Origin of the sequence: Bartonella propinqua, from assembly GCF_047263965.1 — a bacterium.
GTDB lineage: Bacteria > Pseudomonadota > Alphaproteobacteria > Rhizobiales > Rhizobiaceae > Bartonella.
The window spans coordinates 409842-424911 of record NZ_JBLEBK010000001.1; the positions used below are offsets into that span (position 1 = coordinate 409842).

General features: G+C 37.0%; 11 protein-coding genes and 1 tRNA gene. 9 read left to right on the forward strand and 3 right to left on the reverse strand.

Annotated elements, in window-relative coordinates:
* Positions 1–109 precede the first annotated feature (109 nt).
* A complete protein-coding gene (locus ACMFKV_RS01675; protein ID WP_413154368.1) occupies positions 110–1114 on the reverse strand; it encodes an RluA family pseudouridine synthase in 1005 nt (334 codons plus the stop codon).
* Positions 1115–1145: 31 nt separating this feature from the next.
* On the reverse strand, positions 1146–2576 hold the full coding sequence (locus ACMFKV_RS01680) for an aldehyde dehydrogenase family protein (RefSeq protein WP_413154345.1): 1431 nt from the start codon (positions 2574–2576) through the stop codon (positions 1146–1148).
* 406 nt (positions 2577–2982) lie between these two features.
* Here ACMFKV_RS01680 and ACMFKV_RS01685 point away from each other — a divergent pair, with 406 nt between their 5' ends.
* The 3 genes from ACMFKV_RS01685 (at position 2983) to ACMFKV_RS01695 (ending at position 7545) form a co-directional block, all read left to right on the forward strand.
* On the forward strand, positions 2983–5535 hold the full coding sequence (locus tag ACMFKV_RS01685) for a DNA translocase FtsK (protein ID WP_413154346.1): 2553 nt from the start codon (positions 2983–2985) through the stop codon (positions 5533–5535).
* A 424-nt stretch (positions 5536–5959) separates the two neighbouring features.
* A complete protein-coding gene (locus ACMFKV_RS01690; protein WP_336288555.1) occupies positions 5960–6109 on the forward strand; it encodes a hypothetical protein in 150 nt (49 codons plus the stop codon).
* 122 nt (positions 6110–6231) lie between these two features.
* Entirely contained in the window at positions 6232–7545 is a 1314-nt protein-coding gene (locus ACMFKV_RS01695; RefSeq protein WP_413154347.1) for a PAS domain-containing sensor histidine kinase, read from the forward strand.
* A 14-nt stretch (positions 7546–7559) separates the two neighbouring features.
* Here ACMFKV_RS01695 and mscL read toward each other — a convergent pair whose 3' ends face one another.
* Positions 7560–7973, reverse strand: coding sequence for a large conductance mechanosensitive channel protein MscL (mscL, locus tag ACMFKV_RS01700; RefSeq protein ID WP_413154348.1), 414 nt, complete (start codon positions 7971–7973; stop codon positions 7560–7562).
* 320 nt (positions 7974–8293) lie between these two features.
* Here mscL and ACMFKV_RS01705 point away from each other — a divergent pair, with 320 nt between their 5' ends.
* The 6 genes from ACMFKV_RS01705 (at position 8294) to pgl (ending at position 14751) form a co-directional block, all read left to right on the forward strand.
* Positions 8294–9382: a quinone-dependent dihydroorotate dehydrogenase gene (locus ACMFKV_RS01705; protein ID WP_413154349.1), complete on the forward strand. Its 1089-nt coding sequence runs from the start codon at positions 8294–8296 to the stop codon at positions 9380–9382.
* 143 nt (positions 9383–9525) lie between these two features.
* Positions 9526–9602, forward strand: a tRNA-His gene (locus ACMFKV_RS01710).
* Between the two features lie 209 nt (positions 9603–9811).
* The gene (locus tag ACMFKV_RS01715) at positions 9812–11215 is read left to right on the forward strand and encodes a glutamine synthetase family protein (RefSeq protein WP_336288559.1); all 1404 of its coding nucleotides are present in this window, start codon (positions 9812–9814) and stop codon (positions 11213–11215) included.
* A gap of 12 nt (positions 11216–11227) precedes the next feature.
* Positions 11228–12511, forward strand: a complete 1284-nt coding sequence (locus ACMFKV_RS01720; protein WP_413154350.1) for an NAD(P)/FAD-dependent oxidoreductase — start codon at positions 11228–11230, stop codon at positions 12509–12511.
* A gap of 501 nt (positions 12512–13012) precedes the next feature.
* Positions 13013–13093 carry a hypothetical protein gene (locus ACMFKV_RS01725; protein WP_413154369.1) on the forward strand — a complete coding sequence of 27 codons (81 nt, stop codon included), beginning with the start codon at positions 13013–13015 and terminating at the stop codon, positions 13091–13093.
* 899 nt (positions 13094–13992) lie between these two features.
* Positions 13993–14751 carry a 6-phosphogluconolactonase gene (pgl, locus tag ACMFKV_RS01730; protein WP_336288561.1) on the forward strand — a complete coding sequence of 253 codons (759 nt, stop codon included), beginning with the start codon at positions 13993–13995 and terminating at the stop codon, positions 14749–14751.
* Positions 14752–15070 lie beyond the last annotated feature (319 nt).

Below are 15070 nucleotides of genomic sequence, written 5' to 3' on the forward strand. Positions count from 1 at the left end.
TATTTTCAGACATTGCATAACTATATCTTACAATACTATCATTTTTATAGTTTTTAATTTTGTTCAAAAAGAGATATTTTACTGTGAAATCATAAGAAAGCCAAAAGTTTCAATTAATTTTTTTAAAATGCTTGATAAGCTCAGTTATATCTTGGGGGAGTGGTGAAGAAAAAGACATAATTTCACCTGTAGAAGGATGCTCAAAGGTAAGGCTTGTTGCGTGCAGTGCTTGTCGATTGAATTGATCAATGGCATTTTTTATTACAGGGTTAAGCGCATTTGATTTTGTTTTAAAAGCATTTCCATAAACAGTATCACCTACTAGCGGGTGTCCAATATGAGCCATATGAACACGAATTTGGTGTGTGCGTCCAGTTTCTAGACGACATTCCAGAAGACTGGCAAAAGATGTTGTATCTGCACAAAAACCATATTTTTCAAGTAAGGAAAAATGCGTAACAGCACGGCGGGCATGAGGATTTTTGCTATGGATAACAGCTTGCTTTATTCGGTTATGGGGAGAGCGACCAAGAGGGGCGTCAATTGTCAAAACATTACGGTTGGGGGATCCCCAAATTAAAGCATGATAACGTCGATCTAATGCGTTAGTACGTCCGTGATCAGAAAATTGGGCACAGAGATTTTTGTGAGCAAGATCATTTTTGGCAACAACCATGACTCCGCTTGTATTTTTATCGAGACGATGGACAATACCAGGACGTTTAACGCCTCCGATACCAGACAAACTATTACCACAGTGGTAGATAAGAGCATTAACAAGCGTGCCAGTCCAATTGCCATTGCCAGGATGAACAACGAGACCAGCGGGTTTATTTATGACAATGATGTGATTATCTTCAAATAAAATATCCAATGCAATAGCTTCGCCATTTGGTTTTGCATCATTAAGGACAGGCATTACCAATTCGATCATTTGATTGGATTTTAATTTTGTTTTCGGCTCTTTTATGAGTTGTCCATCAATTTTAAGGTAGCCTTCACGGATGAGGGTTTGCAAGCGTGAACGTGACAGTTCATGGTGATATTGTTTAGCGAGCCACTGATCGAGTCGTTGTCCAAGAGCACCTTCATCCGTTATCTGCTGTATCACTATAGAATTCCTATCAAGTTTTTAATAAAATCTTTTACCAGTATGAAATTGCTTTGGTATCCAGAAACTCTTTAATTCCCCATTTTCCACCTTCACGGGCACGTCCAGAAAACTTTACACCCCCAAAGTAACTACCATTGGGTAAACTGTGTCCGTTAATTTCTACCATACCAGACCGTATTTGCACAGCAATACGACGACATTTGCTTCGATCTTGTGATTGTATATAGTTTGTAAGACCGTATTCTGTGTTGTTGGCTAAGGTTACGGCTTCATCCTCTGTGTTAAAGGGAATAATTGAAAGGACTGGACCAAATATCTCTTCTTTAAAGATGCGCATATTGGGTTTCACATCAGCAAAAACTGTTGGGCGGACATAATAACCCCGTTCCATTCCTATTGGTAAACCTGTTCCCCCTGCGACAAGAGTTGCACCTTCATCAATTCCAGATTGTATAAGCTCTTGAATTTTGTCGTATTGCTGTTTTGAGACTACGGGACCAATGTGATTTCCTATTTGGTGACCAGAGTCTACTTTTGTTTTTTCGGCAATATCTCTAGCTATTTTTATGGCTTTTTCATAGCTATTTTGTTCCACAAGCATACGTGTTGGTGCATTACAGCTTTGCCCACTATTGTAAAAGCAGTGGTGTACACCACGTTGAATAGCATCTGTGTCGGCATCATCGAAAATAATATTTGCTCCTTTTCCTCCAAGCTCCAGACAGACTCGTTTTAAAGTATTGCTGGCATTTTTAGAAATAGCTTTTCCCGCTCTAGTTGACCCAGTAAAGCTAATCATTTCCAGATCTGGGTGAGAAGATAGATAAGAGCCTACATTAGCGCCATCTCCGTTGATGAGATTAAAAACGCCAGCAGGGAGGGCAGCTTCATCTAAAATTTCAGCAAAGAGCATAGCAGAAAGAGGAGCAATTTCAGAGGGTTTTAAAACCATAGTGCAGCCAGCTAATAGGGCAGGGATAACTTTGAGGGTTATTTGATTCATGGGCCAATTCCATGGAGTAATCAATCCTACAACACCAATTGGGTCATAGTGAAGAATCGCTTGTTCATTGCCTTTTATTAAAACATCTTGAAACGAAAACTCTTTAAATGCTTTGATAAAGCTGCGAATATGATGACTACCAGTTGCAGTTTGCGCATTGCGTGCCATATCAATAGGTGCTCCCATTTCCATTGAAATGGTTTTTGCCATGTCTTCTGAGCGTTTTTCATAGATATCTAAAATTTTTTCAACAAAGCTGAGACGCTCACTCGGTGGGGTTGTTTTCCAATTTTGAAAAGCTTTTTGAGCAGCGCTAATCGCTTTATCTACATCTTTTATGCTGCCAATGCTAATGATAGCGCAAGCTTCTTCTGTTGATGGGTCAACTACATGTAAATCATGAGGAGTATTTGGATCATCCCATAGACCATTGATATAAAATTTTCGCTTATTAAACATGATTTGCTCCCTATTTCATTATTGTTAAATTGTATACTATTTGAGTCTTTTGTAACAAGGACAACAAAGATAATTTTATTAAAAGTAAAGAAATTAAACTGTTTTGTGGCAATAAGAAATGGAAAGTTAAGTGGTATTACTAATATGACGTGGGAAGAAAAGAGAATAAAGTAGTTTGTAATTTCTGTGATAGAATTTTTTTTAAAATTCATGGATTGCAGTTGGATGACGCTGTAGATTTTGCAATTTATGTAGGAAGAGTGCAGAGAAAGTATTATCGATAGGCGTCACTTTTTTTGTTAAAAAGTGGATGCTGGCAAAAGGTTATTAACCTTCATACTATAGTTTTCATGCGTTCTTTATCGAAAAGGTCATTATTCTCATTGCTATAATTTTGTTGGGTGTCATGCATAATTCGAAAACAAAACCTATTTCTACGTTTTCTTTTTCTAATGAAGGTGCAAAAGTTGCATCAGAAAAAAAATTATCTGCCAAAGCTGTGGAAATATTTCCTTATCCAGAAGTATGGAAAAAGGCGTTTACCCTTGGGCAGAATGTGCGTTTTACACGAACACCAGAAGTTGAAATTTTGCGTCGTCGCATAGAAACAGATCCAATTTTTGCAAAACAATTTAAAGTTTCTACAGAGCAAGAATCGCAAAAACTTACAAGTGTTATGCCTTGTAATAGGGAAATAACAAATTCTCACTCGTCTGAAGAAGTGATTAATCCTCGATTAGTTGAGAAGGAAACGTCATTGTGCCATTCGCCAGTTTTGGAGCAATTATCACAGCAGAATATGCGTACTTCAATTGAAGAAAATGCAGAGAAGTATAAATTACAACAAGTAGAAAATACTGTACAAAAAATGAAGTCTTCTTTTCATCTTTCTGATGATGTATTTTTTGAATGCGGACCATTTATATTTGAGAAGATCGATACTAAAATTTCAGCAAAAGACGCAACATCTATTGATGTTATAAGGGGTGAGGTTTTCTTGAATAAGGTTTCTACCTTTGATAAATCAATTACTGCTCTTTATCGTGTTCTTGAATACCGTTTTCCACAGTTTTACGATTCAGTTATATCAGAAACTTCAGTGGAGAATATGCAAGAAGGCAAAGAAAATTTTGATTTAATGCATACAAAGAGTGATACCACTAAAAAGATTCAAGAATGCGATTCTAAGCTTATTATTGAGGGTTCGAGTCAAGCATTAAGTGATGTAGGAACTCCTAAAATAGTCAACAATTCCAGAAATATTGCTGATTATATAGAAAAAAATGTAGCGAAAAGTTCAGAAGATTATTCTGCGCTGAAAGTAAAAGGCAAAAAGCTACCTACTGCCAATGTCTCGTTAGGTAGTTGTCATTCTGCTTTTATGCCAAATTTTCAATCTCTTAATGATAGTGATTATGAATTTCCTCCAATTGATTTATTGCAGGAGCCTGTTTTTCACGAAGGTACAATTATTACGCAAGAAATATTAGAACGTGGTGCTGAACTTTTGGAAAGCGTTTTGGAGGATTTTGGAATTAAGGGTGAAATTATTCACGTTCATCCAGGACCAGTGGTGACAATGTACGAATTTAAACCTGCCGCTGGAGTAAAATCATCGCGGGTTATTGGTCTTTCTGATGATATTGCTCGCTCTATGTCTGCGATTTCTACGCGTGTTGCTGTGATTCCTGGGCGCAATGTTATTGGGATTGAATTGCCAAATGCAGTTCGTGAAATGGTTTATTTGCGTGAATTAATTCAATCAAACTCTTTTCGTGAAAGTCAGTTCAAATTAGCTCTTGCTTTAGGGAAGGGGATTAATGGTAAGCCTGTTATTGCAGAATTAGCTAAAATGCCCCATTTATTGGTTGCAGGAACGACAGGATCGGGTAAATCCGTTGCTATTAATACAATGATCTTATCGATTCTTTATAGAATGACACCAAAGCAGTGCCGTTTGATCATGGTTGATCCTAAAATGCTAGAACTCTCTGTTTATGATGGTATTCCACATCTTTTAACGCCTGTTGTGACGGATCCAAAGAAAGCTGTAACAGCTTTAAAATGGGCAGTTCGTGAAATGGAAGAGCGTTACCGTAAAATGGCTAAATTAGGTGTTCGTAATATTGACGGTTTTAATACGCGAGTTGCACTTGCAGCACAAAAAGGCGAAACGATTATGTGCACTGTACAATCGGGTTTTGATAAGGAAAGTGGGGAAATGCTTTATCATGAAGAAGCGATGGATTTGGCGCAACTCCCTTATATTGTTATTATCGTTGATGAAATGGCCGATCTCATGATGGTCGCTGGGAAAGAAATTGAGAGCGCTATTCAGCGTTTAGCACAAATGGCACGTGCTGCAGGTATTCATCTTATTATGGCAACGCAGCGTCCTTCCGTGGATGTTATCACAGGCACAATTAAGGCGAATTTTCCAACCCGCATTTCTTTTCAGGTAACGTCAAAAATTGATAGTCGCACAATCTTGGGAGAACAGGGTGCGGAAACGCTTTTAGGTCAAGGAGATATGCTTCATATGGCGGGCGGTGGGCGCATAGTACGTGTTCATGGGCCTTTTGTTTCTGACGAAGAGGTTGAGTTTGTGGTTGCGCATCTTAAAATGCAAGGAAAGCCTGATTATTTAGCAACAGTAACGGATAGTGAAGAAGACAGCCAAGGAATGGAGTCCGCTGATTCAGTTGCTAAAACTGCGGTGGCGGAAAGTTCTAGTGAGAATGGTGAAGAACTTTATGCGCAAGCTGTTAAGATAGTCATGCGTGATAAAAAATGTTCGACGTCTTATATCCAGCGCCGGCTTTCAATTGGCTATAATAAGGCAGCTTCTCTTGTTGAACGGATGGAAGAAAAAGGTATTGTTGGAGCTGCCAACCATGTTGGTAAACGTGAAATTTTGCTTAATGAATATAATAATCAAAGCGATATGGTAGATACGTGATGATATTATTTTAAAAGGTTAATGTTTGATTTTATGAAAGTGGGTGCTATCCTGTATTTGTTTTTTACTGTGAAAAATTAAAATTTTGAACAGAAAATGGCAAAGCAGAAGCAATGTCTTATGTTAAAGATACAAGCGAATAGCACAGAGTATGATACAAAGAAGAGGTGAAGACATCTTTGGCATTTTTAGATTATCTGGAATGTAAGAAAATTAAATAAACTTTCAGGAAAAGATTCTTGCTCTGTTGTATGATTATAAAATATTCTTTTATTAGAGAGTTCTGCAACGTATTTTTTGTTTCTTCTGTAGCAGTTAGTGTTAAAGAGTGCTCAACGTACAAATTATGTTGCGTTTGGCAGTTTAAAGCGTTAGGCTGAGTTTCTTGTAGTTTTATTGGTATATTGGTGTAAGCAAGGCATTTTTGGTTGCAGCTTTGCTGAAGAAAAATATTTCTCTTATCGCTGGCTTGCATGATTCAATAATGTCCGTTGCAGTAATTGATGAGCATGCAATTATGTTGGAGGTTTCTCGTTTTTGTTGTTGTGGTAAAACAGCCAAAATTCTTCTGTAAACACTTTATAATGAGATGCTAGCCAAAACCATTTTCTTCATAGTAAGTGTAAGCACGCAAGTTTGCCAGTTTTTAATGCCAAATGTAAGCTTAAGGAATTTCGTGGCTTTGGTGTTTTGAAGATGCAAGAAAAAATACAAAGAAAAAGAGATGAAAAGCAGGATATAAAAGTATCAAGTCTTTCGGAGACAGAGCGCACAGCTTTTCGTGAAATTGCAGAACGATTGCGTGGCGAATTGCATTCATCTATCGGATCTGAGCATTTAATTGAGGAAACGGGAATTCAGTTACCATGTGTGCAGACATTGCATGTAAATGTTATAAAACAAATTCTCATAAAAGAACCAGCAGTGGTTTTATCATTATTGGAGACAGCGAGTGATGGTGTTTTATGGTTGGATGGGCAGAGCTTCATTCAATCGGTCAGCAGTGCTGTTTTGGCATTGACTGGTTATGAAATAAATGAATTACTGACACAGCCATTATCGTCATTATTTGCTTTGCAAAGTCAACCTTTGGTTAAAAAATATTTTAATTTGATCCGTGCAAAGGGGAAAAGCCAAGTTTTTAATTATGGTAAGACAGTTGACTTAGTGACGAAAAGTCATAAAAATATAACGGTTTCTATGACGATTATACCTTTGGCACGACAAGACAATTATGCTGTTATGCTGCATGATATGACAGAAGCGCTTCTCCCCTTAGATCGAAAGACTGAAGAAAATAAAGTGATTGGAGTTGTTCATGAAATGCGAACACCTTTGAATGCTCTCATTGGGTTTGCAGAAATTATGAAGGATGGACGCTTTGGTTCGATAGACAATGAGCGTTATCATGGATATTTACGCGATATTATCTCATCGGGAAAGCATATATTATCGCTGGTGAATCAATTACTAGATTCTTCAAAAGCAAGGCATTCTGGCTCAGATAATCAGGTTAATACGTCTTTTATCGCTGAAGCATTTGATGTGATATCTTGTTTGCATTCTAGTGTGGCGTTTCTTGAAACACAGGCGAACCATAATGGTATTATCATGCGCATTATTGCACCAGAGTACGTACCGTTTATTTGTGTATCGCAACAGATATTTCGACAAATTATATGGAATCTTCTTTCCAATGCCATCCGTTTTACACCATCAGGTGGGCAGATTATTATTCATGTTTCTTATAGAAAAAAAGAGTACGTAAAGATTGCAGTGAGTGATAATGGTATAGGGATGAGCAATGAAGAGATTGTACAAGCCATGAAACTTTATGGTCAGGTGAAGCGCAAAGATAGCAGATCGGGTGACAGTGTTTTTATCGGAACAGGTTTAGGGTTACCAATGTGTAAGACAATGGTAGAAGAGTGTGGTGGTCAATTTTTATTATTTTCAAAACCTAATCACGGAACGACAGTGGAAATGTTTTTCCCTGTATTCCATGAGTAAGTTTATTCATAAATTCATTTTTTCTGAGCTAACAGATCTCTGATTTCTGACAAGAGTTGTTCCTCCAGAGACATTTTTTTAGGGCTTTCTTCTTTTTCTTGTTTTCGACGTATTTTATTCATGCCTTTAACAAATAGGAAAAGGATCCAAGCAATAATAAGAAAATTGATAAGCAAAGTTATGAAGTTGCCGTAACTAATGGTTGCTCCCGCTTCTTTGGCTGCACTTAGTGTCGCTTGTTTTTCACCAGCAAGCTGGATAAACATGTTAGAAAAGTCAATCCCACCTGTAATAAAGCCAATGATCGGCATAAAGATATCATTGACAATTGAATTGACTAAACTCCCAAAAGCACCTCCTATAATCACACCGATCGCAAGATCAACCATATTGCCTTTTATAGCAAATTCTTTGAATTCTTTAAGCATTGTTACGCCCCTGTTTATTTATGCGATATACAGTAATTCTAATTATCGCTTTTAATACAAAAGGAAAGGGCAGTTTTTATTTTCTTGCAGTTCTATATACTACAGATATTAAAACTTTTTTCCAAGAAAACATCTTATAGTATATTGAAGAGCTCAGCTATGAGCTTTGCTCAATGTCCATAAACATAAATGGCAATTATATTATGAATTTTTTTGTGATAGGAGAATAACGTTTTTATTTGGATAAATTTTCCATCTTGTGTGTTAAATGGTTTGTGTAAAATGCAGAAGGTCGTTTTTATGTCTGTGGAGAAGGATTGATGAGTTTTTTTCGTTGTATTGGTCATTCTGCTTTATTTATGTTGGATCCAGAGCACGCACACCGTTTAGCGATTGTTGGGCTGAAAAGTGGATTAAGCAGTTGTCAGAAGGTCGTTGATAAGCGTTTGGGCGTGACTGTTGCGGGTCTTGATTTTGAAAATTTTGTCGGTCTTGCTGCGGGTTTTGATAAGAATGCAGAGGTTGTAAATGCTGTTTTTCGTTTAGGATTTGGTTTTACTGAAATTGGCACAGTAACTCCAAAACCTCAGGTTGGAAATCCTAAGCCACGTCTTTTTCGCTTAAGAGAAGATGAAGCTATTATTAATAGAATGGGTTTTAATAATGATGGGCATCAAACTGTTTATAACAGACTTCGTATATGTAAAAGACTTGGTATTGTAGGGGTCAATATTGGAGCCAATAAAGATACGATTGATAAAATTGATGATTATACTATTGGTCTTGCTCGTTTTTATGATGTTGCTGATTATTTTACGGTTAATATTTCTTCACCTAATACGCCAGGTTTACGAGATTTACAGGCTCGTGATAGTTTGCACCTTTTGATTAAGGCGATTTCGCAAGCTCGCAGTGAACAAAAGAAAAAACATGGGTTTTCCGTTCCAGTTTTTTTAAAAATTGCACCTGATTTATCAGAAAAGGAGTTGGACGATGTGGCTGAAGAAATGCAACTTTCTGATTTTGATGGTTTAATTGTTTCCAATACCACTCTTTCACGCCAAGGTCTTATGAATAATACATTGAGTAGTGAGGAGGGAGGGCTTTCTGGGCGTCCATTATTTGAGCGTTCTACTATTGTGCTTGCAAAGATGCGTCAAAAATTAGGTAAAGAGATTGCAATCATTGGCGTTGGTGGCATAAATGATGCGCGAACAGCTTTGGAAAAAGTTAAAGCTGGTGCAGATTTAATCCAGATATATAGTGGGATGGTTTATGAAGGTCCAGACCTTGCTGTAACCATTTTGAAAGAAATTTTGCAATTTATGCAGCAAGATGGTGTTGATACCATAAAAATCTATCGCGATCACCGTGTTGAACATTGGGCAAAATGTGAGCTTCCTTTGTAATGAAGTTGTTTTTTTTGATAAAATTTGATAAAAAATGTGGGATTTTTTTTAAGAGGCTTGCAAACTCTTCTGATCTTCCTTATGTCACAAAAGCAGAGGATAAATGTTTACTAAATTGTGACCAGTTATAGAGTCATTTTTATGCGGTTGTAGCTCAGTTGGTTAGAGCGCTGGTTTGTGGCACCAGAGGTCGTAGGTTCGAATCCCACCAACCGTACCAATTTTTCACTATGTTTGATATAGTAAGCAGCTTATAATGATCGCAAGGTGTTTTTGCCTTGATGAAAGTTATGGTATTTTAAAAAATTAAATTCGATAAAGTTTTTATGTGATATTTATATAGGGAGGAGATTTCTCATAGCTACTATAATAGCGAAGCTTTGTTGTTTTTTAAGTTAGTGTGTTATGGCTGTGTAAAATGGTAAACAAATGAAAAACGAAGATTCTCAGCTTGCTTCTAATTTTCTCGAAAATTTACGTGGTGTAAACAATTGGGAACAAGTTTCGCGATGGCTTGCTTCCCGAGGCGTAGAAGATATTGAATGTATTACGCCTGATCAAGCAGGTGTGGCACGCGGTAAGATGATGCTTTCTAAAAAATTTATATCAGAGACATCATTGGCATTGCCTTCAGCAGTTTTTATGGCAACAATTTCAGGAAATTATCCTGAAGATGGTCACGGTTTTCAATATCCCAAAACAGATGGTGATTTACGTCTTGAGCCTGATCTTTCTACGTTAAGCATTGTACCATGGGAAGATGCTCCTACGGCACAGGTAATTTGTGATCTTGTGTATCAAAATGGACAAGTTGTGGATTACACGCCGCGAAATGTTTTACGGACAGTGATTAATTTTTACACTCAAATGGGGCTAAAGCCAGTTGTTGCTCCAGAAATTGAGTTTTATTTGGTACAGAAAAATCCTGATCCTGATTATCCTTTAGTACCTCCAGTTGGTCGTTCGGGGCGTTCAATTGAGGGAGGACAGGGGTATTCGATTGCTGCTGTGAACGAGTTTGATGATTTGATTGATGATATTTATCATTTTTCGGAAGCGCAGGGGTTAGAAATTGATACGCTCATTCATGAAGAAGGGGCTGGTCAGTTTGAAATCAACTTACGTCACGGCGATCCAATTGAATTAGCTGATCAAGTTTTTATGTTTAAGCGGACAATTCGTGAAGCAGCACTAAAACATAATATGTACGCAACTTTTATGGCTAAGCCTATTCAAGGGCAGCCAGGATCTGCTATGCATATTCACCAATCGGTTATTGATAAGAAAACGGGCGTAAATATTTTTACGGAGAAGGATGGTGGAGAAAGTGTTTGTTTTCGCCATTTTATTGGTGGACTACAAAGACATATGGCTGGTGTGCTTGTGATGCTTGCTCCTTATGTGAATTCATATCGACGTCTCATGCCTAATATTTCAGCGCCTGTTAATTTGCGATGGGGATATGATAATCGTACAACAGCTTTTCGCGTACCACGTTCTGCTCCACAGGGGCGACGTGTTGAAAATAGGATTCCTTCATCAGATACTAACCCTTATTTAGCATTTGCAGCTTCTTTGGCTTGTGGTTTCATTGGTTTACAGCAAAAACTTGAACCCGATGAACCAACAACAAATAATGTAAATGCTGATACAATTGAATTACCGCGTGGACTTATTGAGGCTGTTAATTTATTTGAACAAGATACAGCAATACGTGCTATTCTAGGAGATGTGTTTGTAAGTACTTATGCTGCAATCAAGCGACAAGAGTTTGAAACTTTTATGGAAGTGATTAGCCCATGGGAGCGTGAATATCTCTTGCTTAATGTTTAAAGTTTTATCACGATGATCAATCCTAACCCGATTTCTCCAGGATTTTCTTGGTATGAAGATACTTTAAAAGAACGCCCTTCTTATCCGTTTTTTGGCGGACAGATACAATGTGATGTAGTTATTATTGGAGGTGGGTTTACGGGGCTTTCTGCTGCATATCATTTAGCTAATGCTGGGGTTAGCGTTGTTTTGTGTGAAGCTTCGCGTTTTGGGGATGGTGCTTCAGGACGCAATGGTGGTCAATTGGGTACTGGACAACGACAATGGGTGGAAACACTAGAAAAAAAATATGGTTTTGAGCGAAGTAAGGCACTGTTTGATTTAGCTGAAGAAGCTAAAGGAGATATTTTATCTTGGTGTTCTCTGCCTGATTGTGATAGCGATTTTATGGCAGGACAGCTTTCTGTGACCCATAAAAAACGTGAGCTAGTATCTTATCAGCGGCATGTTGAGATGATGTGGCGTTATGGATATCAGGGGCTCACTTTTATGGATAGGGATGAAACAGCTAAACGGCTTGGCTCGTCTTTTTATTATGGTGGTATTTTTGATTCAGATACTGGTCATATAAATCCCTTAAAGCTAGTTGTTTGGTTGGCAAAAAAAGCAAAAAATGCGGGCGCACAGCTTTATGAGAAGACACAAGTAACCGCAGTAAAGCGCGATGGTGGCCGTTGTATAATAATAACAGAACGAGGTAACATAACAGCAGAGCATGTTTTATTAGCAACCAATGCGTATAAGCTTGGGCTTCAACGTTTTGTTGAAAAAAATATTGTTGCTATCCGTTCGTATATTGGAGCAACTGAACCATTACCAAAGCATAATTCGATTCTTTTGGGAGGAGAATCGGTGGATGATTCTCGTTTTATGGTTCGCTATTTTCGAAAAAGCATTGATAATCGCTTATTATTTGGTGGAGTAGAAAGTTATGATAATAAGCATCCTGCAAAATTAGATGAACGTATACGACAGCAAATTTCTGAAATTTATCCGCACCTCAAATCTATAAATCTAACTCATCGTTGGGGTGCAACGGTTGCTATCACAGTTGAGCGTATGCCTTATGTTTGCCAACTTGTACCAGGTATAACCTATTGTGGCGGTTATTCAGGACATGGAGTTATTCTTGCTCCTTTCATGGGAAAATTATACGCTGAATGGCTGGCTGGAAAGCGTGAGCGTTTTAAGTATTTTCAGGACTTAAAGATCTCCTCTTTTCCAGGGGGAAAGATTCTGCGTTATCCGCTTGTATTTTTAGCAATGCGTTGGTTTTCTTTGATGGATCATTTTTAACTGGATATCATGAAAAATGGAGAAAATTAATAGCTTGTTTAGTATCTATCTGCTTTAATGGTAAGGGAGCTTTTCTATAAATTTTTTTAAGCTTTTATAATTGAGTAGGAAGATAGACAAGTTCATGGTTAATAAAGTTATTTCAGTCTCTTCCTTTGATTATATTGTTTTTGTAATAATGGCGGTTTAGCATTGCGCAAATTTATACCTGCCCACTGTTATTATCAGTGTGTTAAATATTTACTCAACCAACGCGTTCTGTCGGAATTGCGCATTTAACTGTTATTTTTACTTATACCATATTAAACAGAGAGTGGGGAAATTTAGCTTTATTGTAAAATTTTGATGATAATTAGAGTTTTTACTTAGCGGTTGATTTGTTGCTTTTTAGTGATATTGCAATGGGCGTGGGGTAGGCAGTTTGGTGATACAACGGACACGGATTATCATTAAAAAACAACTGGTAGCGATATAAAGACAGCAATTAAATTTAATGATATATTGGCAAAAATATTTGATGAAAATCAAATTTTTCATCGTATTAACTGTTATTGTAGCAAAAAAACTGCTCAAAACTTATAGTATTACGGTTTGTTAATGCGCTTTATAAGCTGCTATGTAATTTCTAACTATATTAATCATATTCAGCTAATAGTCGGCTAAGTTTTTAGGATTGGAGGGGCATGCAGAATATAATGGTATACAGGTGCGCTATATACAGAAATTATATGCTGCAATTGCTTTGTTTGGTTACCATACGGAGATACCGTTTATTATTAATGCGAACATTGTATGTGACAAAAAACTTAAAGTTTTGCGTTTTTTATGTTTCTCGATGTTCATAATGTAGAGCAATATACTATTATACATGGGCAGTATCTTGTTGGTATATGAGATGGTACTTTTGTGAGACTTTATCTAAATGATCTAGGCAAAAAGATTCGTAGAAATAAAATATTTGTGGTGCCTAATATTAATAAAGTTAAGATTGATAGTTGGCATTGGGCAGGTATACATTTTTATTTACAAATGTGTAAACGCATATACATGTAAATGTCCAAAATTGTTATCGTTTTCAGATTTTTTCTCCATAATATTTCTCATGCAGATTTGGATAAAGCTTTTTCTAATCAGTTAGTTGTTTATCTTCAGCTTGGTGGGAGTAGGAAATAAGTTGGCAGTTATAAGAACTTAGGTTTTAGTGGTATACAATCTCATCATATTTTATTGGGCACACGTTTTGTTGACATTTATAAACGCTTGTTGATGAATATTATTCGCAGATATCAAATATTATTGGTATATCGTGATGAAATTGAAGCAGCTTGGTGTTAGATTGGTCCGATCCTTAAGGGATGGAAAACAATAAAACATTCTGTTCATGAATATAGTGCTGATTCATGGGGAGAGTATATTTGTCTCGACCGTTTTGATGAAACATGATGTGTGTAAATGGAATAATTTAGTTTAGAGCGATGATAATGCATAGAATGAATATCGACCGTTTAAATTTTGAAACACCTACTGCTTTAGCTGTGAGATTGGCTGATCGCGTTGCAGCAGAGCTTAGTGTATCTATTCTTGAACGTAAGCGAGCAATTTTAGCAGTTTCTGGTGGAAAAACATCAGAACTGTTTTTTCATTATTTGTCAAAAGCTGATATTGATTGGAAAAATATTATTATAACTTTAGTCGATGAACGTTTTGTCCCTACAGATCATGAGCGTTCAAATGAACATATTGTACGGCGCTATTTGTTACAAAATTTTGCAGCTAAAGCGCGTTTTGTAGGACTTTATCATAAGGCAATTACTGCTGAACTTGCCGCTTTTTCAGCAGCCAATCGTATAAATACTTTACCTAAACCATTTGATGTTATTGTTTTGGGGATGGGGGCTGATGGACATACTGCTTCCTTTTTTCCTGATGCTGACCGTTTAGATCAAGCGCTTGATCTTCAGACGCAGGCACTTGTTTTACCTATTCATGCAAAGAGTGCTCTTGAGCCAAGGCTTACGTTAACTTTGCCAGTTATAATGCAATCTCGCTGTATTATCCTCCATTTTGAAGGTTTCCAGAAACGTGATTGTTTTGAAGCAGTTTGTCAAGAAGGGTCTGAAATGGAAATGACTGTTCGAGCGGTTTTGCGCCATGCTCATCATCTTGTGCAGGTTTATTGGTCACCTTCAGAAAATGAAATAAATGAAATGGAACATAATATAGGTGCAGTGAGCACCTAACCTCTCTTTAATGATAGGGATGCACGCACCTACAGGTAAAAAATAAACATAGCATTTTCGAAGACAACTTTTATGGTCATGCAAAAAATTTATGCGTGTCCTGTAGGAACACGAAAAATTTACCTAGATCGTATTAAAAATTGTAAAAAATTATCCAAGATGAAGTTTTGGAGGCAATTGGATTCATGGTTTTCCAGCCTATAATTCAACAGACAAAAAGTGCTTAAAGTAATAAGGTCGTTTATTTTGAAGACTATGTGGGTGAATTCGCTATTTAAAAAGAGATGGTAAAATTTAATGCACGAACGACTGCATTTCA

Bases quoted from the DNA above. Each gene is read 5' to 3' on its own strand.
- mscL (WP_413154348.1), bottom strand. From the start codon at position 7,973: ATGCTTAAAGAATTCAAAGAATTTGCTATAAAAGGCAATATGGTTGAT.
- ACMFKV_RS01685 (WP_413154346.1), top strand. From the start codon at position 2,983: ATGCATAATTCGAAAACAAAACCTATTTCTACGTTTTCTTTTTCTAAT.
- ACMFKV_RS01720 (WP_413154350.1), top strand. From the start codon at position 11,228: ATGATCAATCCTAACCCGATTTCTCCAGGATTTTCTTGGTATGAAGAT.
- pgl (WP_336288561.1), top strand. From the start codon at position 13,993: ATGCATAGAATGAATATCGACCGTTTAAATTTTGAAACACCTACTGCT.
- ACMFKV_RS01695 (WP_413154347.1), top strand. From the start codon at position 6,232: ATGCAAGAAAAAATACAAAGAAAAAGAGATGAAAAGCAGGATATAAAA.
- ACMFKV_RS01680 (WP_413154345.1), bottom strand. From the start codon at position 2,576: ATGTTTAATAAGCGAAAATTTTATATCAATGGTCTATGGGATGATCCA.
- ACMFKV_RS01705 (WP_413154349.1), top strand. From the start codon at position 8,294: ATGAGTTTTTTTCGTTGTATTGGTCATTCTGCTTTATTTATGTTGGAT.
- ACMFKV_RS01715 (WP_336288559.1), top strand. From the start codon at position 9,812: ATGAAAAACGAAGATTCTCAGCTTGCTTCTAATTTTCTCGAAAATTTA.